This is a genomic window from Streptomyces sp. NPDC002640 (assembly GCF_053592575.1).
Genome location: NZ_JBSFVZ010000004.1, coordinates 1 through 22,909 on the forward strand (window position 1 = coordinate 1; position 22,909 = coordinate 22,909).

Genomic DNA, 22,909 nt, shown 5'->3' on the forward strand with positions numbered 1-22,909 from the left:
GGGCTTTCCTCCGGGCGCTTCCTTCGTTTCCGACTCTATCAGACCGTTTCCGTTCCGATTTCCTCGGTGCTTTCCAGTTCCAGCACCACTTTCGCAGCGCTTTTCCTTTCCGGCGGATCCGACTTTATCAGAAGTTCTGAGTCGGTTTTCCCGCCCTCCTGGTCGGCACCCCTGGACGCCGTAAGCGTTGCGGGTGCCCCCCTGGGCGGAGCCGTAAACGTACTGGAGGGGAGCGCCCGTATGCAAATCGAGGCGCTCCCCTCCGGGTGCACTGCCTGGCGTCGCCGATCAGACGTCGACGACGACCGGCAGGATCATCGGCCGGCGGCGGTAGGTGTCGGACACCCACTTGCCCAGCGTGCGGCGGATGAGCTGCTGCATCTGGTGCGGTTCGACCACGCCCTCCTGGGCCTGCCGCTCCAGCACCTCGACCAGCTTCGGCAGGACGTCGCCGAAGGCCTTGTCCTCGATGCCGGAGCCGCGGGCCTGGATGTGCGGGCCCGCGCTGATCTTGCCGGTGGAGGAGTCCACCACCACGAAGACGGAGATGATGCCCTCGTCGCCGAGGATCTTCCGGTCCTTGAGCGCGGGCTCGCCCACCCCGCCGACGGAGAGGCCGTCGACGTAGACGTAGCCGGCCTGCACCTTGCCGGTGATCTTGGCCTTGCCGTCGACCAGGTCGACGACCACGCCGTCCTCGGCGATCACGATGCGGTCGTGCGGGACGCCGGTCAGGGCACCCAGCTCGGCGTTGGCGCGCAGGTGGCGCCACTCACCGTGCACCGGCATCAGGTTCCGGGGGCGGCAGATGTTGTAGAAGTACAGCAGCTCGCCGGCCGAGGCGTGGCCCGAGACGTGGACCTTGGCGTTGCCCTTGTGGACGACGTTGGCACCCCAGCGGGTGAGGCCGTTGATCACCCGGTACACCGAGTTCTCGTTGCCCGGGATCAGGGAGGACGCCAGGATCACGGTGTCGCCGGGGACGATCCGGATCTGGTGGTCGCGGTTGGCCATGCGGGACAGCGCGGCCATCGGCTCGCCCTGTGAACCCGTGCAGACCAGGACGACCTCGTGGTCCGGCAGGTCGTCCAGCGTCTTGACGTCCACGACCAGGCCCGGCGGCACCCGCAGGTAGCCGAGGTCCCGGGCGATGCCCATGTTGCGGACCATCGAGCGGCCGACGAAGGCGACTCTGCGGCCGTACTCGTGGGCGGCGTCGAGGATCTGCTGGACGCGGTGGATGTGGCTGGCGAAGCTCGCCACGATGACGCGCTTGCGGGCGCCGGCGAAGACGGACCGCAGCACGTTCGAGATGTCGCGCTCGGGCGGGACGAAGCCCGGGACCTCGGCGTTCGTCGAGTCGCTGAGCAGGAGGTCGATGCCCTCCTCGCTCAGCCGCGCGAACGCGTGCAGGTCGGTGAGGCGGCCGTCCAGCGGGAGCTGGTCCATCTTGAAGTCGCCGGTGTGGACGACCATGCCCGCTGGGGTGCGGATGGCCACCGCGAGGGCGTCCGGGATGGAGTGGTTGACCGCGACGAACTCGCAGTCGAAGGGGCCCAGGCGCTCCCGGTTGCCCTCCGCGACCTCGAGCGAGTACGGGCGGATCCGGTGCTCCTGGAGCTTGGCCTCGATCAGCGCGAGGGTCAGCTTGGAGCCGATCAGCGGGATGTCCGGCCGCTCGCGCAGCAGGTAGGGCACCGCGCCGATGTGGTCCTCGTGGCCGTGGGTCAGGACGATGCCCTCGATGTCGCCGAGGCGGTCCCGGATGGACGAGAAGTCCGGCAGGATCAGGTCGATTCCGGGCTGCTCCTCCTCGGGGAAGAGCACGCCGCAGTCGACGATCAGCAGGCGGCCGTCGAACTCGAAGACGGTCATGTTCCGACCGATCTCACCGAGGCCGCCGAGCGGGGTGACCCGCAGTCCGCCCTTGGGAAGCTTGGGCGGCGGGCCGAGTTCAGGATGCGGATGACTCAAAAGACTCTCCTCACCACGCGCGCCACGTGCCCGGGGGCACGTGGCGCGCGTGACGTTCGTGCGGAAGCAGTTGTCGTGTGAAAGGTGCAGGCGCTGTCAGCCCTGCGTATTCAGTTGTGAAGTCCGGTGTTCAGAGCTGTACCCCGCCGGCGGTGAGATCGAGCTTGAGCTGCTCGAGCTCCGCCGGAGTCAGCTCGACCAGGGGTGCGCGCAGCGGTCCGGCGGGCAGTCCCTGCAGGGCCAGGGCGGCCTTGGTGGTCATCGCGCCCTGGGTGCGGAAGACGCCCGTGTAGACGGGGAGCAGCTTCTGGTGGATCTCGGCGGCCTTGTGCACGTCGCCGCCCAGGTGGGCCTCGAGCATCGCGCGCAGGTCCGGGGCGACCAGGTGGCCGACGACCGAGACGAAGCCGACCGCGCCGATGGACAGCAGCGGCAGGTTCAGGACGTCGTCGCCGGAGTACCAGGCCAGGCCTGAGCGGGAGAGCGCCCAGCTCGCGGCGCCCAGGTCGCCCTTGGCGTCCTTGTTGGCGACGATCCGTGGGTGCTGCGCGAGGCGGACCAGGGTCTCCGTGGCGATCGGGACGCCGCTGCGGCCCGGGATGTCGTAGAGCATCACCGGCACGCCGGTGGCGTCGGCGATCGCCGTGAAATGCCGGTACAGGCCCTCCTGAGGGGGCTTGTTGTAGTACGGCGTCACGGTGAGCAGGCCGTGGGCGCCGAGCTCCTCGGCGGTGCGGGCGAGCTCGATGCTGTGGTGGGTGTCGTTGGTGCCGACACCGGCGACGATGTGCGCCCGGTCGCCGACGGCCTCCAGGACGGCCCGCAGGAGGGCCGCTTTCTCCGCGTCGCTGGTGGTGGGCGACTCACCGGTGGTGCCGTTGACGATCAGACCGTCGTTGCCGGCGTCCACGAGATGGGTGGCAAGCCGCTGGGCGCCCTCGAGGTCGAGCGCGCCGTCCGCCGTGAACGGAGTCACCATGGCGGTGAGGACCCTCCCGAAGGGGGTCTGCGGAGTGGAGGTCGGTGCCATGCCTAACACGCTACTCGCTGCACCGGGCCTGGTGCGCCCTCGGGGGTCGGACATTGCGGACGAACGGGATCCCGGCACTGCCTGCTCGGGGGTTCAAGCAGTGCCGGGCCCGTATCGTCAGGCTAGATTAACTTCGCGAAGTCCTGCAATCCGGACACTTCGGGCGGAGGAAGCGTACGCGTCCGTGCGAAGGCCGTCCGGGTCAGGGGGCGACGCGGCCGTTGCCGTTGAATGCCTCGTAGGTGAGCGGCATGAGCTTGGCCCACTCCTGCTCCATCTGCTCCGCCACCATCTCGATCTCGCGCTGCGGGAAGGAGGGCACCCGGGCGAGTTCGTGCTTGGTTCGCAGGCCGAGGAAGTGCATCAGCGAGCGGGCGTTGCAGGTGGCGTACATGGACGAGAACAGGCCGACGGGCAGGACCGCGCGGGCCACCTCGCGGGCGACGCCGGCCGAGAGCATCTCCAGGTAGGCGCGGTAGGCCTCCTGGTAGGTCTCCGTCATGGTGCGGGTGACGGTCTCCTGCTGCTCGGGGGTGCCCTCGACGAACTCGTACTTGCCGGGGCGGCCCTGCTGGACCAGCTTGCGGTCGGTGCCGGGGACGTAGAAGACCGGTTCCAGCTGCCGGTAGCGCCCGCTCTCCTCGTTGTAGCTCCAGCCGACGCGGTGGCGCATGAACTCGCGCATCACGAAGATCGGGGCGCTGACGAAGAAGGTCATCGAGTTGTGCTCGAAGGGGCTGCCGTGGCGGTCGCGCATCAGGTAGTTGATCAGCCCCTTGGAGCGTCCGGGCTCCTTCTCCAGCTCCTCCAAGGACTGCTCGCCCAGGGTGGAGACGCGGGCGGCGAAGAGCACGTCGGCGTCCGAGGCGGTGTGCTTGACCAGCTCGACGGTGACGTCGCTCCGGAAGCTGGGCGTGAGGTCGTCGGGAGGGGTGTCGGTCACGGTGCGGCATTCCTTCGGCGAGGTCGGGGGTGGTTTCGGCCCTGCGGGGCGGCCTTCGGCAGGCAGTCGTTCACTCTACGACGAACGGCATGCGGCGATCTGACCCCGTCCGCGGCTTTCGGTTCCGGCCCGCCCGGCCGATCGGGCGGCCCCTGGGTGGTGGGCCCGGACACGGCTCGATAGCCTCACCGGACATCGTTCGTGTGTATGGATCGTGGATCGAGTGAGGACCCGCCGTGCCCCTGCCCTTTCTGACGGCCGACCGCGCGTTCGACGGGGAGACGGAGGACGTGGTCCTGCCGCATCACGACCGTCAGCGGTGGCGGCGGCCCTACCGGCCGGGCCCGTGGCGTGTCGGCCTCGCCGCGCTGGTGCTGCTGCTCGCCTCGTTCGTGCTGGTCGCCGCCATGATCATCGCCGCGACCACGTCGGTGACGGCGGCCTGGATCTGGTTCGGGCTCGCGGTGCTGATGATCGCCGGGGCGCTGCGGGGTCTGCGGATCGGCGTCTGGGTGAGTTCGGCGGGGCTGCGGCACGTCGGGTTGCTCACGACGCGGACCACGCCGTGGGCGCGGGTCGGGACGCTCCGGGTGGTGCAGCAGCCGGTCCGCTGGATGGGTCTGCCGCGCACCGTGCAGGGTCAGGGGCTGGTGCTGGAGGCCCGGAGCGGGCGGAACGCCGGAGCGCCGGCGGACGGGCCGGTGGTGCTGCTCGGCACGCACGGCGCCGACTTCCTGGGGCGGCCGGCCGCGTTCGACCGGGCGTCCGACACGGTCGAGGCGTGGGCGGACGAGTACCGGGTGGTCGCCGCGCGTAGGACTGCCGACTAGGCCCGTACGACGGGCACTGCCGCGCCTGGGGAGCCGTGCGGGGGCGCCGCCGCGCTGCTAGAGCCGTGCGAGGGCGCCGCCGCGCTGCTGCAGCCGTGCGGGGGCGCCGCGCCTTGCTGAGCCGCACGAAGCCGAGTCTGCACGGCTAGAGCCGTGCGGGGGCGCCGCCGCCCTGTAATGCCGTCGGGGTCGCCACCGCCCCGGTAGAGCCGTACGGAGCCGACCGTTGCCCTGCGAGACCCGTGCGGGGGTGCCGCCGCCGTGCGGAATTGCCGCTGTCCTGGAGAGGCCGTACGTCTTCGTCGTACCCGCCCTGCGAAAGCCGTCGGGTCGCCGCTCCCCCTGCAAGAGCCGTACGGCGTCGACCCTGCCCGGCGAGACGCGTGTGGGGGCGCCGCCGCCCCGGTGGAGCCGTACGGATCCGAGCCGTGCGATGCAGAGAGCCGTGCGGCGTCGTCGCACCCGCCCTGCGAGAGTCGTCGGGTCGTCGCTGCCCTGCACAGAGCCGTACAGCGCCGGCGGTGCCCCGCAAGGGGCGGGCGGGGCGTCGCTGCCCCGCGCGGCGGGCGGCGCGGCCCCGTCGTCCCGGGGAGGGGCGGCGGGGCCGTGGGCGGGCGGTCAGGCGTCGTGGAGTTGGATGGCCCGCTGCATCGCCTTGCGGGCCCGCGTCGTGTCGCGGGCGTCGTGGTAGGCCACGGCGAGCCGGAACCAGGTGCGCCAGTCGTCCGGGGCGGCCTCCGTCTCCGCCTTGCGGCGGGCGAAGACGGCGTCGGCGGAGTCGCGGTCGATGCGCCCGCTGGGCGTGCGCGCGAGGTCGTCGACCGGGAGTCCGCCCTCGGCCTCGAGTTCGGCGGCCAGGACCCCCGCGCGGCGGGCGAACTGGGTGTTCTTCCACAGGAACCAGAGGCCCACCACGGGCAGCACCAGCACGGCGGCGCCCAGGGCGACGGTCAGCGGGGTGCCGACCTGGATGAGCATGACGCCGCGGCTGCCGGCCAGGACGAAGTAGGCGATCAGGGCCAGCGCCGTGACGGCATAGGTGATCTTCGCGCGCATCTCGTCGTCAGCCCAGGTCCAGGAAGTGCTCGAGCCCGTGGGTCAGGCCCGGGGTGTCCACCACGCGGCGCACGCCGAGCAGGATGCCCGGCATGAAGCTGCTGTGGTGCAGGGAGTCGTGGCGCACCGTGAGGGTCTCGCCCTCGCCGCCGAGCAGGACCTCCTGGTGGGCCAGCAGACCGCGCAGGCGGACCGCGTGCACCGGGACGCCGTCGACGTCGGCGCCGCGGGCCCCGTCCAGCGCCGTGGCGGTGGCGTCGGGCATGGGCGCGCTGCCGGCAGCGCGGCGGGCCTCGGCGATCAGCTCGGCGGTGCGCCGGGCGGTGCCGCTCGGGGCGTCCACCTTGTTCGGGTGGTGCAGCTCGACGACCTCCACCGACTCGAAGTAGGGCGCGGCGATCTGCGCGAACTTCATGGTGAGGACGGCGCCGATGGAGAAGTTCGGCGCGATCAGCACGCCGGTGGCGGGCGAGGCCTCGAGCCATCCGCCGAGGGTCGCCAGCCGCTCGTCGTTCCAGCCGGTGGTGCCGACGACGGCGTGGATGCCCTGGGCGACGCAGTATTCGAGGTTGGTCATGACCGAGTCGGGGGTGGTCAGTTCGACCACCGCCTGGGCGCCGGCGGACGTCAGGGCGTCCAGGCTGTCGTGGCGGCCGAGGGCGGCCACCAGCTCCATGTCCTCGGCGGCCTCGACCGCCTTGACGGCCTCGGAGCCGATGCGCCCCTTGGCGCCGAGGACCGCCACACGCAGCTTGCTCATGTCGCTCTTGCTTCCTTTCGCGGGCCCCGCGGGGTCCGGTCGGCTCAGGCCACGGCCTCGTGCAGGCGGGACGCCTGCTTGTCCTTGAGCGGGCCGATGACCGAGAGGGACGGACGGCGGCCCAGGATGTCCCGGGCGACCTCCCGCACATCATCGGGGGTGACCGCGTCGATGCTCGCCAGGACGTCGTCGACGGACATCTGGTCGCCCCAGCACAGCTCGCTCTTGCCGATGCGGTTCATCAGCGCGCCGGTGTCCTCCAGGCCGAGGACCGTGGATCCCTTGAGCTGGCCGACCGCGCGGGCGATCTCCTCGTCCGGAAGTCCCTCCGCGGCGGCCCGGTCGAGCTCGTCGCGGCAGATCTTCAGCACGTCGTGCAGCTGGCTGGGCCGGCAGCCGGCGTAGACGCCGAAGAGGCCGCAGTCGGCGAAGCTGGAGGTGTACGAGTACACGCTGTAGGCGAGGCCGCGCTTCTCCCGGACCTCCTGGAAGAGCCGGGAGGACATCCCGCCGCCGAGGGCGGCGTTGAGGACGGCCAGCGACCAGCGGCGGTCGTCGGTGCGGGCGATGCCGGGCATGCCGAGGATGACGTGGGCCTGCTCGGTCTTGCGCGAGATCAGGTCGACCTTGCCGGCGGTGCGCAGGGTGCGGCTGCCGGAGCGGGGGCCGACCGGGACCGCCTCGGGGTCGGTGAGCAGGCCGGCCTTCTCGAAGGCGGCGCGGACCTGGCGGACCACCTTGCCGTGGTCCAGGTTGCCGGCCGCGGCGACGACCAGGCGGGTCGGGTCGTAGTGCTTCTTGTAGAAGCGCCGTATCCGGTCGGCGTTCAGCGCGTTGACGGTGTCCACCGTGCCGAGGACGGGGCGGCCGAGGGGGGTGTCGCCGAGCATGGTGTGCGCGAACAGGTCGTGCACGCAGTCGCCCGGGTCGTCCTCGGTCATCGCGATCTCCTCGAGGATCGCGCCGCGCTCGACGTCGACGTCCTCCTGGCGGATCAGCGAGCCGGTGAGCATGTCGCAGACCACGTCGATCGCGAGCGGGAGGTCGGTGTCCAGCACGCGGGCGTAGTAGCAGGTGTACTCCTTGGCGGTGAACGCGTTCATCTCGCCGCCGACCGCGTCGATCGCGGCCGAGATGTCGAGCGCGCTGCGCCGGGAGGTGCCCTTGAAGAGCAGGTGCTCCAGGTAGTGGGTGGCGCCGCCCAGCGCCGGGGTCTCGTCCCGGGAGCCGACGTTGGCCCAGATGCCGAAGGTCGCCGAGCGCACGGACGGCAGGGTCTCGGTGACGATCCTCAGGCCGCCGGGGAGGGTGGTGCGGCGGACGGTGCCGCCGCCGTTCTGGCCCTTGATCAGGGTTTGGGTACGGGCGACGGCCCGCACCGGGGAACCGGTGCGGGCCGTCGCCGTGGAGCTACGAGAGGTCACTTCTCGTTGTCGTCCTTCGCGTCGTCCTGCTCCTCGCCCTCGATCACGGGAACGAGGGAGAGCTTGCCGCGGGAGTCGATCTCGGCGATCTCGACCTGGACCTTCTGGCCCACACCGAGGACGTCCTCGACGTTCTCCACGCGCTTGCCGCCGGCCAGCTTGCGGATCTGCGAGATGTGCAGCAGACCGTCCTTGCCGGGCATCAGGGAGACGAAGGCGCCGAAGGTCGTGGTCTTGACGACCGTGCCCAGGTAGCGCTCGCCGACCTCGGGCATCGTCGGGTTGGCGATGCTGTTGATCGTGGCGCGCGCGGCCTCGGCGGCCGGGCCGTCGGAGGCACCGATGTAGATGGTGCCGTCGTCCTCGATGGTGATCTCGGCGCCGGTGTCCTCCTGGATCTGGTTGATCATCTTGCCCTTGGGGCCGATGACCTCACCGATCTTGTCCACCGGGATCTTGACGGTGATGATCCGCGGGGCGTTCGGGGACATCTCGTCGGGCCGGTCGATGGCCTCCATCATCACGTCGAGGATGTGGAGACGGGCGTCGCGGGCCTGCTTGAGGGCCGCGGCGAGGACGGAGGCCGGGATGCCGTCCAGCTTGGTGTCGAGCTGGAGGGCGGTCACGAACTCCTTGGTGCCGGCGACCTTGAAGTCCATGTCGCCGAAGGCGTCCTCCGCACCGAGGATGTCGGTGAGGGCGACGTAGTGCGTCTCGCCGTTGATCTCCTGGGAGATCAGGCCCATGGCGATGCCGGCGACGGGGGCCTTGAGCGGCACACCGGCGTTCAGCAGCGACATGGTGGAGGCGCAGACGGAGCCCATGGACGTCGAGCCGTTGGAGCCGAGGGCTTCGGAGACCTGACGGATCGCGTAGGGGAACTCCTCGCGCGTCGGCAGCACCGGCACGATGGCGCGCTCGGCGAGGGCGCCATGGCCGATCTCACGGCGCTTGGGGGAGCCGACGCGGCCCGTCTCGCCGACGGAGTACGGCGGGAAGTTGTAGTTGTGCATGTAGCGCTTGCGGGTCACCGGGGAGAGGGTGTCCAGCTGCTGCTCCATGCGGAGCATGTTGAGGGTGGTGACGCCCAGGATCTGGGTCTCGCCACGCTCGAACAGGGCGGAGCCGTGGACGCGCGGGATGGCCTCGACCTCGGCGGCCAGGGTGCGGATGTCGGTGACACCGCGGCCGTCGATGCGCTTCTTCTCCTTGATCACGCGCTCGCGGACCAGCTGCTTGGTGAGCGAGCGGTACGCGGCGGAGATCTCCTTCTCGCGGCCCTCGAACTCCGGGAGGAGCTTCTCGGCGGCGAGGCCCTTGACGCGGTCCAGCTCGGCCTCGCGCTCCTGCTTGCCGGCGATGGTGAGCGCCTGGGTCAGCTCGGGGCGGACGGCGGAGGAGAGCGCCTGGAAGACGTCGTCCTGGTAGTCCAGGAAGACCGGGAACTCGCCGGTCGGCTTGGCGGCCTTGGCGGCGAGGTCCGACTGGGCCTTGCAGAGCACCTTGATGAAGGGCTTCGCGGCGTCCAGACCGGCGGCGACGACCTCCTCGGTCGGCGCCTCGGCGCCGCCCTCGACGAGCTTGATCGTCTTCTCGGTGGCCTCGGCCTCGACCATCATGATCGCGACGTCGCCGTCCTCCAGGACGCGGCCCGCGACCACCATGTCGAAGACGGCGTCCTCGAGCTCGGTGTGCGTCGGGAAGGCGACCCACTGGCCGTTGATCAGCGCGACGCGGACGCCGCCGATCGGGCCGGAGAAGGGCAGGCCGGCCAGCTGCGTGGACGCGGAGGCGGCGTTGATGGCCACGACGTCGTACAGGTGGTCGGGGTTGAGCGCCATGATCGTGGCGACGACCTGGATCTCGTTGCGCAGGCCCTTCTTGAAGGAGGGGCGCAGCGGGCGGTCGATCAGGCGGCAGGTGAGGATGGCGTCCTCGGAGGGACGGCCCTCACGGCGGAAGAACGAGCCGGGGATCTTGCCGGCGGCGTACATCCGCTCCTCGACGTCCACCGTGAGGGGGAAGAAGTCGAGCTGGTCCTTGGGGTTCTTGGAGGCGGTGGTGGCCGACAGCACCATGGTGTCGTCGTCCAGGTAGGCCACGGCGGAGCCGGCGGCCTGACGGGCCAGGCGGCCCGTCTCGAAGCGGATGGTGCGGGTGCCGAAGGAACCGTTGTCGATGACGGCCTCGGCGTAGTGGGTCTCGTTCTCCACCAGTGTTCTTCTCCTCGTCTTCGTCCCTGGCTGCCCGTGTGGCAGGGGGACTCGGCGGAGAAGCGCGCCGTACCTTGCGGGCCGGTCTTCGATCGAAGCACCCGGGGCTGTCTCCCCGGGGGCCACTACCGAGGACCGGCGGCGGCGAGGTGCGCTTCCCCTCGTTCGGGTGAACCGTCCATGGGGACGGTTCATGGTGCGACCAGTGTTACGGGGTACCCCGTGCGGGCCCTCCGATCACACTGTGTCGTGTGTCGTACGTCGTGCTACCACACTACAAAGTGTGGCCGACACCTCGCACGTTTCCGTGCGTACGGCAAAGGGAGCGGCCCCCTCGACGGGAACCGCTCCCTTCACGGCGTCTTACTTGGCGCCGCCGGCCGCACCACGGCGGATGCCGAGGCGGTCGACCAGGGCGCGGAAGCGCTGGATGTCCTTCTTGGCCAGGTACTGCAGCAGGCGGCGACGCTGGCCGACCAGGATCAGCAGACCACGACGGGAGTGGTGGTCGTGCTTGTGGCTCTTGAGGTGCTCCGTCAGGTCGGAGATGCGGCGGGTCAGGAGCGCGACCTGGACCTCGGGGGAGCCGGTGTCACCTTCCTTGGTGCCGAACTCGGTGATGATCTGCTTCTTCGTAGCGGCGTCGAGCGACACGCGTACTCCTTGAGATGTCCACAAAAGGCCACCGAGTGCCCCCGGTCTGTGTCTCGGGGGAGCTTCCGTTACTCGGGAGGCGGGGATCCGCTGGGCGCGTCCTCCAGACCGCCTCGGGCGGGTCCGGTGGCGCGTACACAAACGGCCGTCGCCCAGAGTACCAGGCCCGCAGGGGGGTCCTTCGCGCGGGTCGGCGAAGTCGGCCGGGGGCCGTGGGACGGGCACTAGGGTACGTCGCGGATCGACCCGGCCCGGGTTCGGGCCCGTTCGGAAGGGGCTTCGCATGGCGGAGACAGAGGAAGACGTGAAGGCCCGCAAGGAGCGGGAGCGGGACGAGTTGTACGCGCTGGACATCTCCGGGGTGGAGTGGCGCTCCGCGCCGGGCACGGAGCAGCACGAGGAGCGGGTGGAGATCGCCCAGCTGCCGGGCGGGGCGGTGGCGATGCGGTCGTCGCTGGACCCGGACACGGTGCTGCGGTACACGGAGGCGGAGTGGCGGGCCTTCGTGCTGGGGGCGCGGGACGGCGAGTTCGACCTGGAGCCGGCCGGGGAGAACTGAGCGGAGGAGCACGGCGAGGGGGGTGCGGCGGCGCCGCACCCCCCTCGCCGTGCTGTCGTGCGGCCGTGCTGTCGTGCGGCCGGTGCCGGTCAGCCGGTCATGGCGCGGACCGCCTCGTAGACGCCGAAGACGGCGAGCGCCAGCGGGACCAGGGTGAGCAGGACGAAGGACTCGGCGATCTCCAGGAAGCGGCCCCAGAACGGGGTGGGGCCGCCGCGCGGGGCGACCAGGCCGATGCCGGTGATCAGCGCCGTGGTGACGGCGATGGCGGCGACCAGCCAGACGGTGCGCAGTTCCAGCGCGGAGGGGTCGGCGGTGGCCGGCGGGTTGAGCGCGAGGCCGAGGCCGAGCAGCACCAGGGAGGCGAGTCCGGCCGCGAGCAGCGGGCCCACCTGCGCGGTGTAGCGGAACAGGGTGGCCCGCATCAGCAGCGCGATGCCGGTGGCCAGGGCGAGGAGCCGGGCCCACAGGCCGTCGGAGAAGCCGAGGACCGCGCAGGCGACGGCGGCGACCAGCGCGCAGCCGCCGACCAGGCCGACCAGGAGTTCGTGGCCGCGCCGGGTGCGCTCCTCGACGCGGTGCAGGTCGACCGGGTCCTGGGGCTCGGTCTCGAGGCCGTAGGCGGCGGAGGCGCCGGTGCGCGGCGGGTCGAAGCCGATGGGAAGGCGGGCGAACCGCAGCGACATCCCCGGGAGGAAGGCGAGGGCGCCGACGGCCAGCGGGGCGCAGAGCGCGGCCGTCTCGGTGGCGTTCCAGCGGGCCAGCAGGGCGATGAAGACGGTGGCCGTGCCGAGGGCGGAGGCGACCACGCAGGCCACGAAGGGGCCGTCGCCGCGCGGGGAGCAGAGCATCAGCACCAGGGCGGCGAGCAGGACGGCGGCGCAGCCCAGGAGGAACTGGAGCTTGCCGATGCCGGTGCCCTCCGCGAGGGGCAGCAGGCCGGAGCCGGCCACGCCCATGTTGGGGAGCGCGCCCAGGCCCAGGGCTAGGGCGGCCGCGCGGTCGTCGTAGACGCGGGCGCGGACGCAGGCCAGGACGACCAGGACGACGCCGGCGACGGCCGCGAGGATGCCGGGCAGGCCGTGCATGTCGTGACCGGGGTGGGAGGTCCAGGCGACGAAGGCGAGCAGCGCGGGCAGCACCGCTCCGGCGATCAGGCCGCCGGTGCGGGTGAGGTCGCCGTTCCAGAGGGTGCGGTCGCGGGAGACGGCCGAGGCGACGGCCTCGGAGACGTCGTCGAAGACGGCGGGCGGCAGCGAGGCGGAGAAGGGCCGCAGCGTGAGCAGTTCGCCGTCGAGGATGCGCTGGGCCGCGAAGGAGCGGGCGCTGTCGAGGACGGTGCCGTCCCGGCGGACCAGGTGGTAGCCGACGGGCGCGCCCTCCTCGGGGCTCTGCCGGGACAGCCGGAGGATCTCCGGGTGGAGGTCGGCGACCGGGATGTCGTCGGGCAGCGCCACGTCGATGCGGCTGTCGGGCGCGACGATGGTGACCCGGCAGAAGCCGAGTCCGGAGCCGGCGCCCGTTCCGGACGGGCCCGCCGGTCCGGGGCCGGCCTGTCCGGTGGCCGGCGCGGAGGCCGTGGTGCTCACCTTCTGCTCCCCCTCGGTGGTGGTGTGCGGTCACGGTGCTGGGACTCGGGAAGACCGCTGGTGACGGGTGCTTGTGACGTGCGCGTGAGACGTGGGCGTGTGACGGAACCGCGGCGATCCGGTGGGTGCCGGGCGCCGGTGGTGCGTTCCGTCGCGGCCGAACGTCCGTGTTGTCCGGGCTCGTTCACGTGTGTCCGCATCGACGGGCGGCCCTGGCCGTCCGGTCGGGGCGAACATCCGGCACCATACCGCTCACCGCCCCCGGGTGGACTCAGTAGGATCACGCCGCGGCCCGCATACCCGGACCACGGGGAGCCCTGGACAATGGCGGAGCCCGGCAAGGGGATTGGTGACCAGTGAGCCACATCGTCGTGAAGCGTCCGCCGCGGGCGCTGCCGTCCGAGGTGCCCACGGAAGAGATCGTGCTGCAGCCGCCGCCGGAACTGCCGCGCGGGCCGCAGGAGAGCGTGCTGATGCAGCTGCTCCCGACGCTCGGCATGGGCGGTTCGGTGGTCTTCTTCTTCATGAGCGACCGGCCGTTCATGCGCATCATGGGCATGGTGATGATCGCCTCGACCATCGCCATGTCGGTGGCGATGGTGGTGCGCTTCCGGCGCGGCAACCAGGGGCAGTTGGCCGATCTGCGGCGTGACTACCTGGGGTACCTGACGCAGGTCCGGCAGCGGGCGGTGGACACCGCGACGGCGCAGCGGGACGCGCAGTACTACCTGCACCCCTCGCCCGAGCAGCTGTGGGCGCTGGTCGCCGAGGGCAGCCGGGTGTGGGAACGGCGGCCCGGTGACGAGGACTTCGCGCAGGTGCGGATCGGTCTGGGTCCGCAGCAGCTGGCGTCGCCGCTGATCGCGCCGCAGACGGGGCCGGTGGACCAGCTGGAGCCGTTGACCGCGGGGGCGATGCAGCGGTTCGTGGCGGTGCACTCCACGCTGGAGGACCTGCCGATGGCGGTGTCCCTGCGGGCGTTCTACCGGGTGACGGTGAGCGGCGAGGCGGAGTCGGCGCGGGCGCTGGTGCGGGCGATGACCGGCTCGCTGGCCTCGCTGCACTCCCCCGAGGACCTGGTCGTGGCGGTCGCCGCGGGCCGGGGCGCGGCGGAACGGTGGGAGTGGGCCAAGTGGCTGCCGCACGCGCAGGCGCCGGGCAGCCCGGACGGCGCGGGCAGCCGCCGGCTGATCTCCGAGGACCCGCGGGCGCTGGAGGACCTGCTGGCCGCGCGCCTGACGGGCAGGCCCCGGTTCCACCCGGCGGCGGCGCCGCTGCCGGACACGCCGCACCTGGTCCTGGTCCTGGACGGGGTGTCGCTGCCGCAGGACTCGGTGCTGGCGAACCCGGAGGGGCTGCAGGGCGTCACCGTGATCGAGGTGGTGCCCGGTGACCAGGTGGGCGCCCCCGGCGACCTGGCGATGTCGGTGCGGCCGTCCTCGCTGCGGCTGGAGTCGGCGCACGGCGCGGTGTACGAGGGGACGCCGGACGCCATGTCGTACGCGTCGGCCGAGGCGCTGGCGCGGCAGCTGGCGCCGCTGCGGATGGCTTCCGGCGGGGACGACGACGAACCGCTGCTGGCCAACCTGGAGTTCACCGACCTGCTGAACCTGGGCGACGCCGCCTCGGTGGATCCCAAGCGGACCTGGCGGCCGCGGGCGCTGGCGGAGCGGCTGCGGGTGCCGATCGGTGTCGGCGAGGACGGCCGTCCGGTGATGCTGGACCTCAAGGAGGCCGCGCAGGAGGGCATGGGCCCGCACGGCCTGTGCGTGGGCGCGACCGGTTCCGGCAAGTCGGAGCTGCTGCGCACCCTGGTGCTGGGCCTGGCGGTCACCCACTCCTCGGAGACGCTGAACTTCGTGCTCGCCGACTTCAAGGGCGGCGCGACCTTCGCGGGCATGGCGCGGATGCCGCACGTGGCCGCGGTGATCACCAACCTGGCGGACGACCTGACGCTGGTCGACCGCATGGGCGACTCCATCCGCGGTGAGCTCAACCGCCGCCAGGAGATGCTCCGGGACGCGGGCAACTACGCGAACATCCACGACTACGAGAAGGCGCGCGCGGCCGGTGCCGCGCTGCAGCCGATTCCCTCGCTGGTGCTGGTCATCGACGAGTTCAGCGAACTGCTCACCGCCAAGCCGGACTTCATCGAGATGTTCGTGCAGATCGGCCGTATCGGCCGGTCGCTGGGCGTGCACCTGCTGCTGGCCTCGCAGCGCCTGGAGGAGGGCCGGCTGCGCGGCCTGGAGACGTACCTGTCGTACCGGATCGGTCTGCGGACCTTCTCGGCGGCGGAGTCCCGGGCGGCGCTGGGCGTGCCGGACGCCTACGAACTGCCGAACGTGCCGGGTTCCGGCTTCCTGAAGTTCGGCACCGACGAGATGGTCCGGTTCAAGGCCGCCTACGTGTCCGGTGTCTACCGTTCGGGCGCGCAGCAGGCGGCGCTGGCGGGCGGGCCGCTGCCGGTGGACCGGCGGCCGGTGCTGTTCACCGCCGCGGAGGTGCCGGTGCGCTACGCGGCGGTGCCGCGGCAGCGTGAGGAGTCGGCGGTCCCGGGGACCGACGACGCGCTGGCGGACACGGTGCTGGACGTGATCGTCAAGCGGCTGGAGGCGCAGGGGCCGGCGGCGCACCAGGTGTGGCTGCCGCCGCTGGACAGCCCGCCGTCGCTGGACGGCCTGCTGCCGGGTCTGACGGCCGTGGAGGGCCGCGGCCTCACCCAGCCGGGGTACGAGGGCGCGGGGCGTCTGGTGGTGCCGGTGGGCATCGTGGACAAGCCGTTCGAGCAGCGGCGCGACCCGCTGTGGGTGGACTTCTCGGGCGCGGCCGGCCACATGCAGATCCTGGGCGGTCCGCAGTCCGGCAAGTCGACGCTGCTGCGGAGCCTGGTGTCGGCGTTCGCGCTCACCCACACCCCGCACGAGGTGCAGTTCTACGGGCTGGACTTCGGCGGCGGCGGCATGGCGGCGCTCGACGGGCTGCCGCACGTGGGTGGTGTGGCCTCCCGCCTGGACCCGGAGCGGGTGCGGCGCACGGTCGCCGAGGTGTACGGCGTGCTGAACCGGCGCGAGGAGTACTTCCGGTCGGCGGGCATCCCGTCGATCGCGGAGTTCCGGGCGCGGCGGGCGCGCGGGGTCATCCCGGTGACGGACCAGCCGTGGGGCGACGTCTTCCTGATCATCGACGGCTGGGGCAACTTCAAGGGCGAGTACGAGGCGCTGGAGCCGCTGGTGCTGGAGATCGCGGCGCGCGGTCTCGGCTACGGCATCCACCTGGTCATCACCGCCTCGCGGTCGATGGAGGTCCGCTCGAACCTGAAGGACCAGCTGATGAACCGGCTGGAGCTGCGGCTCGGCGACCCGATGGACTCCGAGTTCGACCGGAAGGTGGCGGCGAACGTGCCGGCCGGCGTGCCGGGGCGCGGCCAGTCGCCGCAGAAGCTGCACTTCATGGCGGCGGTGCCGCGCATCGACGGCCTGACCTCGGACTCCGACCTGGCGGACGCGACGGCGGCGCTGGCCGCGGAGGTCTCCCGGCACTGGACGGCGCCGGGGGCGCCCCAGGTGCGGCTGCTGCCGCGCCGTCTGCCGCTGGAGCAGCTGCCGGGCGGCGACCGGTTCCCGGAGCGCGGCGTGGCGTTCGCGCTGGACGAGAACAACCTGGAGCCGGTGTTCGTCGACTTCGACCAGGACCCGTTCTTCCTGATCTTCGGGGAGAGCGAGTCCGGCAAGTCCAACCTGCTGCGGCTGCTGATCCGGCAGCTCACGCTGCGGTACCCGGGCGACGAGTGCAAGCTGTTCGTGGTCGACAACCGGCGCTCGCTGCTGGACGTCACGCCGGACTCGCACCTGGCCGAGTACATCCCCATGTCCAACACCATGGAGCACCACATGGCGGCGCTGGCGGACCTGATGCGGCGCCGCTCCCCCACCGCCGACGTCACCGCGCAGCAGCTGCGGGACCGCAGCTGGTGGAGCGGGCCCACCGTGTACGTGGTGGTGGACGACTACGACCTGGTGTCGACCTCGCAGGGCAACCCGCTGGCCGGTCTGACCGAACTCCTGCCGTTCGCGCGGGACGTGGGCGTGCGGTTCATCATCGCCCGCTCCAGCGCGGGCGCCGGGCGGGCCGGTTACGAGGCGTTCGTGCAGCGCATCAAGGAACTGGGCGCCCAGGGCGTGGTCCTGGCCGGCGACCCGGGCGAGGGCGACCTGCTCGGCGGGGTCCGGCCGCGGCCGATGCCGGCGGGACGGGGCGTCTTCGTCTCCCGCAAGCGGGGGAAGCCGCTGGTGCAGACGGGGCTCGTGCCGGAGGGGCACTGGGGGTGACCTGCGGTCCGGCCAGGCCCTGAGCGCGACCGCGCCGCGGTTGGCGCGGTCGGGGCGGGGCGGTCGGGGCGGACGGAGCGGTCGAGCTTGGCGGTCAGGGCGGTCAGGGCGGGGCGAGGCGGTCGGAGTTTGGCGGTCAGGGCGGTAGGAGTTCGGCGGTCAGGGCGGGGCGGGGCGGTGAGGGCAAAAGGAACCGGGGCGGGGCGCCCTCCGTGCGCGTCCCGCCCCGGTTCCGGTGCGTGTGCCTGAGGTTGTCAGCCCTGGAAGTAGCTGGCCGCCTTCAGGTCGCCGCCGCGGTAGTCACCGCCGGCCTGGCTGACCTTCTGACCGATCTGCATCAGCGCGGTGTGGATGGCGTTGGCGTGCTTGTCCCACTCCACCATCACCTGCTGGAACGCGGTGGCGGCCTCGCCCTCCCAGCCCGTCGCGGCCTGCGCGATCGCGGACTTCAGGGCCTGGAGGTCGGTGTCCAGCTTCTTCGCCTGGTTGCCCAGCTCGGTGGTCAGCGCGTCGAGACCGCCGTACTTGACGGCAAGCTCGTCCTGGCTCATGGACATGGTGTTCCTCGTCTCTGCTCGTCCTCGTCAGGTGGTTGCGGTGCCGACCCGCGAGTCGGCGCCGGGTCGGCTCAGTAACCGCTGATCGCGGAGGTCTTGCCGCCGTACTGCACGTCGATCGAGTCGATCGTGGCCCGCACGTCGTCCTCGAGGTTGTCCTTGTCCTTGCGGGTCATGTTGACGTTCTCGAGGAACTTGACGAGCAGCTGGCCGATGTCGCGCATGTGCTCGTTGATCTCGACCTGCTTGCGGTTGAAGGCGTTGGCGCCGATACCGCGCCAGTGGCCCTCGAGCTGGTCGATGGTGCCCTGCAGTCGGGTCATCTGACCCTTGATCGACTCGAAGCGGTCGACGATGTTCTTCTCGAGGGCGATGACCTCGCTGTCCCGGAGAAGCTGTCCATCTGACATGACCTGTGATCCCTTCGTCAACGGTCGTGATGTGCCGGTCGGTTGGTCGGTTGGCTCCGGTGCGGCTCACGGCCGCGCGGATCAGGCGGAGCGTCGCTTCCGCATGACGACGACGGTGACGCCGCCGATCACCACCACGGCGGCGATCGCACCGGCGATCGGCCACACGAGGCTGCTGCCGTCGCCGGCCTCGGCCGCGGCGGCGGTCTCGCCCTCCCCACCGGGGGCAGGCTTGCCGGAGTCCGCCGGGGCCTCGGCCTCGGCCTCGCCGGAGGCTCCGGCCGGGGTGGTGGGGGTGGGCTCGGGGGTGGGCTTGAACCTGGATCCACTGTGGAAGGCGGCTTCGTGTTCCTTCAGCAGTGGGTCGACGTCGGGGGCGCCGGGATCGAAGCCCGACTCGGCCAGTACCAGGCGGGGGCGGATCAGCCCGTACCCCAGGTAGGTACTCGGCTCTTCCCGGGGCCAGTCACGGCCTGCGGTCTCAAGCAGGGCGTTCAGTACCTGGTTGTTGGTCCAGTCGGGGTGAGCCGACCAGATCAGGGCCGCCGCCGCGGAGGTCACGGCGGTGGCACTGCTGGTCCCCTGCTCGACGCAGTAGGCGCGGAAGGAGGCATCGCACCAGCCGGGGAGCTCCAGGCCGGGCGCGGCAATGTCCACGTGGACGCCGTGCTCTGAGAAATCGCCGGCTGTACCGGTCTTGTCTGCCGCCCCGACCCCCACGACGTACGGGTAACCGGCCGGGTAGCCGATGTACTTCCCGCTGAAGCCACCACGCTCGGCGTCATTGCCGACACCGGCGAACAGCAGCTTGCCCTTCGAGTAGGCGTAGGCGACGGCCTCCGCCTCTTCGTCGATGATGTAGTCACCACCGAAGGACATGTTGATGATCTGGGCATCACTGTCAGCGGCCGCCCTGATCGCTTCGGCGATGGTCGGGGCCTTCTTCGCGTCAGCCTTGTCCTTGAGCGACTTCAGGGCGATGCGAATCGGGAGAATCTTCGCGTCTGGCGCCAGCCCCTTGATTCCGCCGCCGGCCCCCGTACCGGCGATGGTCTCCGCCATGGTCGTGCCGTGTGCGTCGTAGTCGACAGTCGCCTTGTAGGCCACGTCCGCGGGGACACCGCCCTCGACGACCTGCCCCTTGAGAGCCGGTGTGTCGGCGTTGACACCCGAGTCGATGACGGCGACCGTCACGCCCTCGCCTGTGCTGACCTTCCACATCTGCTCGGCCTGCATGGCCTTGAGGTGCCACGCGTCCGGAGCCTCCGCCGCCGAGGCGGACGGAACCATGCCCACGGAGATCATGGCAAGCGCGCCCAGCGTCGCTCCGGCAGCGGACAGCCGCCCGCGCGTCCTGCGTGCGATGCCCGTGGCCGTCCGCCCACCGGGTCTACTGATGACCGACACCATGTCCTTGCCTGTCCTCGTTCTGTCAGCCGTTGGTGGGCGGCGTCTCACGCCGCTCGCCGTCGTTGTAACGCTTCTTGTCGCGGCTTCGCCTGGAGCCTGTCGGCCTCGGTGCTCCGACCACTCCGCCAGGGGGCGCCTTGGGGCTCTGCCCCTGCTGTCCGGTCGGCCGGTCCGCGCCGGTCGCCCCCAGGGCCGAGGCCCCGGTGACGCCGACGACGCCCCTGCGTCCGGGCTGCTCGCCCGCCCCACGCACCACCCCGGCGTCACCGCCGATCACGGTGCCGCGCGGTACGCGGGTGCCGTTCGGTCCATTGGGCGTGGTGGCGGCAGGACGCCCACCGACCACTCCCCCGGCCGCCGTGGCACCGCTCTGCACGGGGCGAATCCCCTGACGTCCCGACGCGTTACCGCCGGCACTCGTGCCGCGCGACGCGGGCATGCCGCCGATCACGGGACCGGCACCACGCCCACCGGCCTGTCGTCCGGAGGCCGCCTGGCCCTGCCCCATCGACCCCATCGGCCCGACAGAGCCGCGCGCACCTGTACCGGTGCGTCCGGAGGCCGTGGGCTGGCCCGTCGGTCCCATCGGACCTGTGACCCCTCGAGCACCAGCTCCGGCTGCGCGACCGGTGGTCGTCGGCTGGCCCGTCGGCCCCATGGGGCCCATGGGGCTCCTGGCACCGGCGGCACCCGTCGCGCCCGTGCGACCGGTCGCGGACACCTGCTGGCCCGTCGGCCCCATCGGACCCATCGGGCCGCGCCCGCCCGCCTGACCGACGGGGCTGGTGCCGCTCGTGGTGCCCCGCGGGACCTGGCCCTGCGCGGTGACCGGGATCTGTCGCGCGTTGACGCCGCCGGTCGTGCCGCCGGCGGGTCGGCCGCCGATGTTGGTCATGACGGGCGGAACAGGCGTACCCGTTGCCGCGGGACCTGTGGTGGGCGAGGGAGCCGCCGTCACCGGCCGAGTGGTCTCCTGGGGCGGCGGCGCCGTGGCCACGCTGTCGATCTGCATGGACCCGTTGGAACCAGGAAGCACCGCAGGAGCAGTCCCGACCGCAGTTCCGTCGACACGCCCGGCCACCGCGTCCACCTCGGTCTGAGTGGTTCGCGGCGCGATGGTGGGGCTGTTGCCGGGCCCCGCGTAGCCACCGCCCGTCGGGTCGTCCCTGTACCCACCCGCGTTGGTCGGCGGTGGGACATCCACATTCGGCATCGGCTCGAACGTCGGAGGCTCCTGCGCCGCGAGGGACTCCTCGGACACTGCGTAGAAGGAGGAGAGGCGGATCATCTGATTGATCGCCTCCTGCCGGTCCTGCTCGGCCTTCAGCGCGGCGGCGTACTCCTCGTTGCTCTCCACCCGCTTGGCCGGGGGGATGTCGGAGACGGACTTGGGGTCGTCCCGCGTGTCACGCGGCGGCATCGACTTGCGGACCGACGCGAGGCCGGAGCCGGCCAGGGTGATCTGCTCACCGACCGCCTTCGAGTAGGTGGCAAGCGCCTCCGCCTTGCTGACGAGGTTCTTGCTCCAGGTACGGAAGGCGTCCCCGGAATCGCCCTCCCAGTCGACGGCGTCGATGTCGCCACCGAGCAACTGCGCGGCCGCGGTGATCGCCTCTCCCGCCTTCAGCAGCGACGTGCCGACCTCTTCGACCTGCTCCGGCTTGGTGGGCTCCACCATGTCGATCATGTCGTTGAGGCGGTGACCCTCGAAGCTGGTGCGGCCGAGGAAGCGGGTGCCGCCACCGGGCAGGAAACCGTCGAAGGCCTGCTCGATCGCGTTGACGATGTTGATGACATCGGCGTTCTGCTGGACCTGCTCGAGCTCGTCCGAGATCAGCGCGTCGTAGTTCTTGTCGTCGTTGCTCCCCATTAGAAACCGCCCTCGTACTGACGCTTCGTGTTGCGCGTGAGCTCCTGCTCGCGGCGCGCTTCGATGTCGAGTTCAGTCTTGATCTCGTAGAACCGCCGCCGCGTCTCTTCCTCGAGGTTGTCGAAGCCGACGTCCGCACCGTGCACGGCGATCTGGAGGGCCTCTATCTGCAGGCCGAGCGTCCGCGACAGGGAGCTCACGCGCTCGTGGGCCCGGGCGTACTGGGAATAGAGGCCGACCGCCTCGCCGAAGGCTCCGCCGCCGGCCAGCGCGTCGCGCGTCAGGGTGAGGCTGGCCACCTGCTGCGCGTTGGCAGGCGACCCGTTCAGGTCGGCGAGCACCGCGTCGACACGCTTCTTGAACGAGCTGAGCGCTTCAACGCCTCGCCTGAGGTCGGCGGTACGCGGCACACCCACGCCCGCCCCGTCGTCCAGTGGCAGCGCCATCGTGTCATCTCCCCGTTGTCGTCGCCCGCTTCAGTGGTCCTGGCCCGACCCGTGAAGCGTTCATGTCGCAACAAGACCACTGTAGTCACTTCCCGTGACACTCCCAACTGCCTTGTGCAACGGCCTTGATACAGCTTGCGAGCACTGTGGACGCGTCAGGCGCCTCCACCGGCAGTGGGGTCTCTACGTCTACACCACACGCCTCGAGAGCGCACCGGAGGCCCGGGGCTCCGGGGCCGCACGGCCACGTGGCCCGCAACACCTGCGGGTGAAGCTCCAGCTCAGCGCGTTGATCAAGAAGGGGCCGGGTTCACAGGGATGAGGCCGTCGCGCAGCGGGCCCGCGGCCCGGGCGCGTGCGCGCACCACCCACTCCCACTGCTACCTTCCGTCACCGATTGATCACGCGAAGTGCACACGAGTTGACGGAGGGACGCAGCGGTGTCGCTGGAGGAGTCGACCGGAACCGGACCCTTGCCGGTGGGAGGCGCGGTGGGACCCGGGCCCGGAGCACAGCCGGACCTCGTGTCGTACCCGGTCCGGAAGAGAGCGGCGGCCCGGGCGCTGGAGCTGCGGCTGGAGCCGGGTACCCGCAAGGCCGGCCGGGCCGCCGAGACGGCCACTGGGCGAGCGGCGAAGGCGCTCGCCGCCGAGGACGGGGACGGCTGGGTCAGCGGCAAGGCACTGCGCGAGGCCCAGGAGGCGTGGAACGGCCAGGTCGACGCGTTGATGCACCGGCTGGGTGCGGAGCGGACCGCCCTCGGCGGGTCGGCACGCCTCTACACCGGCACGGACCTCGCGGTCGAGCAAGGGCTGCGCCGGCCCTCGCCGCTGGACTCGTTCTAGGAAAGGGG

Annotated in this window: 18 protein-coding genes; 4 read left to right on the forward strand and 14 right to left on the reverse strand. The window is 71.5% G+C overall.

Annotated features, from left to right (window positions below; all coding sequences use genetic code 11):
- Positions 1-288 precede the first annotated feature (288 nt).
- The 3 genes from ACWD3O_RS06655 to thyX form a co-directional block, all read right to left on the reverse strand.
- Positions 289-1,974 carry a ribonuclease J gene (locus ACWD3O_RS06655; RefSeq protein WP_356139398.1) on the reverse strand — a complete coding sequence of 562 codons (1,686 nt, stop codon included), beginning with the start codon at positions 1,972-1,974 and terminating at the stop codon, positions 289-291.
- A 130-nt stretch (positions 1,975-2,104) separates the two neighbouring features.
- Complete coding sequence (dapA, locus tag ACWD3O_RS06660) at positions 2,105-3,004, reverse strand: 4-hydroxy-tetrahydrodipicolinate synthase (protein WP_451415051.1); 900 nt, start codon at positions 3,002-3,004, stop codon at positions 2,105-2,107.
- Between the two features lie 202 nt (positions 3,005-3,206).
- Positions 3,207-3,947 carry an FAD-dependent thymidylate synthase gene (thyX, locus tag ACWD3O_RS06665; RefSeq protein ID WP_451411994.1) on the reverse strand — a complete coding sequence of 247 codons (741 nt, stop codon included), beginning with the start codon at positions 3,945-3,947 and terminating at the stop codon, positions 3,207-3,209.
- Between the two features lie 236 nt (positions 3,948-4,183).
- Here thyX and ACWD3O_RS06670 point away from each other — a divergent pair, with 236 nt between their 5' ends.
- Positions 4,184-4,777: a hypothetical protein gene (locus tag ACWD3O_RS06670; RefSeq protein WP_451415052.1), complete on the forward strand. Its 594-nt coding sequence runs from the start codon at positions 4,184-4,186 to the stop codon at positions 4,775-4,777.
- 618 nt (positions 4,778-5,395) lie between these two features.
- Here ACWD3O_RS06670 and ACWD3O_RS06675 read toward each other — a convergent pair.
- From ACWD3O_RS06675 to rpsO, 5 genes are all read right to left on the reverse strand, one after another.
- Positions 5,396-5,833, reverse strand: a complete 438-nt coding sequence (locus ACWD3O_RS06675; RefSeq protein ID WP_451415053.1) for a hypothetical protein — start codon at positions 5,831-5,833, stop codon at positions 5,396-5,398.
- A 7-nt stretch (positions 5,834-5,840) separates the two neighbouring features.
- A complete protein-coding gene (dapB, locus tag ACWD3O_RS06680; protein ID WP_451415054.1) occupies positions 5,841-6,593 on the reverse strand; it encodes a 4-hydroxy-tetrahydrodipicolinate reductase in 753 nt (250 codons plus the stop codon).
- Between the two features lie 44 nt (positions 6,594-6,637).
- Positions 6,638-8,017, reverse strand: a complete 1,380-nt coding sequence (locus tag ACWD3O_RS06685) for a M16 family metallopeptidase (protein ID WP_451415055.1) — start codon at positions 8,015-8,017, stop codon at positions 6,638-6,640.
- Entirely contained in the window at positions 8,014-10,230 is a 2,217-nt protein-coding gene (locus ACWD3O_RS06690; RefSeq protein ID WP_451411999.1) for a polyribonucleotide nucleotidyltransferase, read from the reverse strand. The genes ACWD3O_RS06685 and ACWD3O_RS06690 overlap by 4 nt, the downstream gene beginning before the upstream one ends.
- A 363-nt stretch (positions 10,231-10,593) precedes the next feature.
- Positions 10,594-10,884 carry a 30S ribosomal protein S15 gene (rpsO, locus tag ACWD3O_RS06695; protein WP_108954112.1) on the reverse strand — a complete coding sequence of 97 codons (291 nt, stop codon included), beginning with the start codon at positions 10,882-10,884 and terminating at the stop codon, positions 10,594-10,596.
- Between the two features lie 283 nt (positions 10,885-11,167).
- Between rpsO and ACWD3O_RS06700 the strand changes: the two genes are divergently transcribed.
- Positions 11,168-11,443, forward strand: coding sequence for a DUF397 domain-containing protein (locus ACWD3O_RS06700; RefSeq protein WP_451412000.1), 276 nt, complete (start codon positions 11,168-11,170; stop codon positions 11,441-11,443).
- 89 nt (positions 11,444-11,532) lie between these two features.
- On the opposite strand, the gene eccD is transcribed toward ACWD3O_RS06700, so the two are convergent.
- Positions 11,533-13,032 carry a type VII secretion integral membrane protein EccD gene (eccD, locus tag ACWD3O_RS06705; protein ID WP_451415056.1) on the reverse strand — a complete coding sequence of 500 codons (1,500 nt, stop codon included), beginning with the start codon at positions 13,030-13,032 and terminating at the stop codon, positions 11,533-11,535.
- Between the two features lie 356 nt (positions 13,033-13,388).
- Between eccD and eccCa the strand changes: the two genes are divergently transcribed.
- Positions 13,389-17,363, forward strand: coding sequence for a type VII secretion protein EccCa (gene eccCa / locus ACWD3O_RS06710; RefSeq protein WP_451412002.1), 3,975 nt, complete (start codon positions 13,389-13,391; stop codon positions 17,361-17,363).
- 254 nt (positions 17,364-17,617) lie between these two features.
- Here eccCa and ACWD3O_RS06715 read toward each other — a convergent pair whose 3' ends face one another.
- From ACWD3O_RS06715 to ACWD3O_RS06735, 5 genes are all read right to left on the reverse strand, one after another.
- Entirely contained in the window at positions 17,618-17,914 is a 297-nt protein-coding gene (locus ACWD3O_RS06715) for a WXG100 family type VII secretion target (RefSeq protein WP_451412003.1), read from the reverse strand.
- Positions 17,915-17,991: 77 nt separating this feature from the next.
- Positions 17,992-18,330 carry a WXG100 family type VII secretion target gene (locus ACWD3O_RS06720; RefSeq protein ID WP_451412004.1) on the reverse strand — a complete coding sequence of 113 codons (339 nt, stop codon included), beginning with the start codon at positions 18,328-18,330 and terminating at the stop codon, positions 17,992-17,994.
- Positions 18,331-18,411: 81 nt separating this feature from the next.
- Positions 18,412-19,740, reverse strand: a complete 1,329-nt coding sequence (locus ACWD3O_RS06725) for a S8 family serine peptidase (RefSeq protein WP_451415057.1) — start codon at positions 19,738-19,740, stop codon at positions 18,412-18,414.
- 22 nt (positions 19,741-19,762) lie between these two features.
- Positions 19,763-21,610, reverse strand: a complete 1,848-nt coding sequence (locus ACWD3O_RS06730; RefSeq protein ID WP_451415058.1) for a hypothetical protein — start codon at positions 21,608-21,610, stop codon at positions 19,763-19,765.
- A complete protein-coding gene (locus ACWD3O_RS06735; protein WP_451415059.1) occupies positions 21,610-22,056 on the reverse strand; it encodes a hypothetical protein in 447 nt (148 codons plus the stop codon). Before ACWD3O_RS06735 ends, ACWD3O_RS06730 begins: the two co-directional genes overlap by 1 nt.
- 524 nt (positions 22,057-22,580) lie before the next feature.
- Between ACWD3O_RS06735 and ACWD3O_RS06740 the strand changes: the two genes are divergently transcribed.
- A complete protein-coding gene (locus tag ACWD3O_RS06740; RefSeq protein WP_451415060.1) occupies positions 22,581-22,901 on the forward strand; it encodes a hypothetical protein in 321 nt (106 codons plus the stop codon).
- The last annotated feature ends 8 nt before the right edge of the window (positions 22,902-22,909 follow it).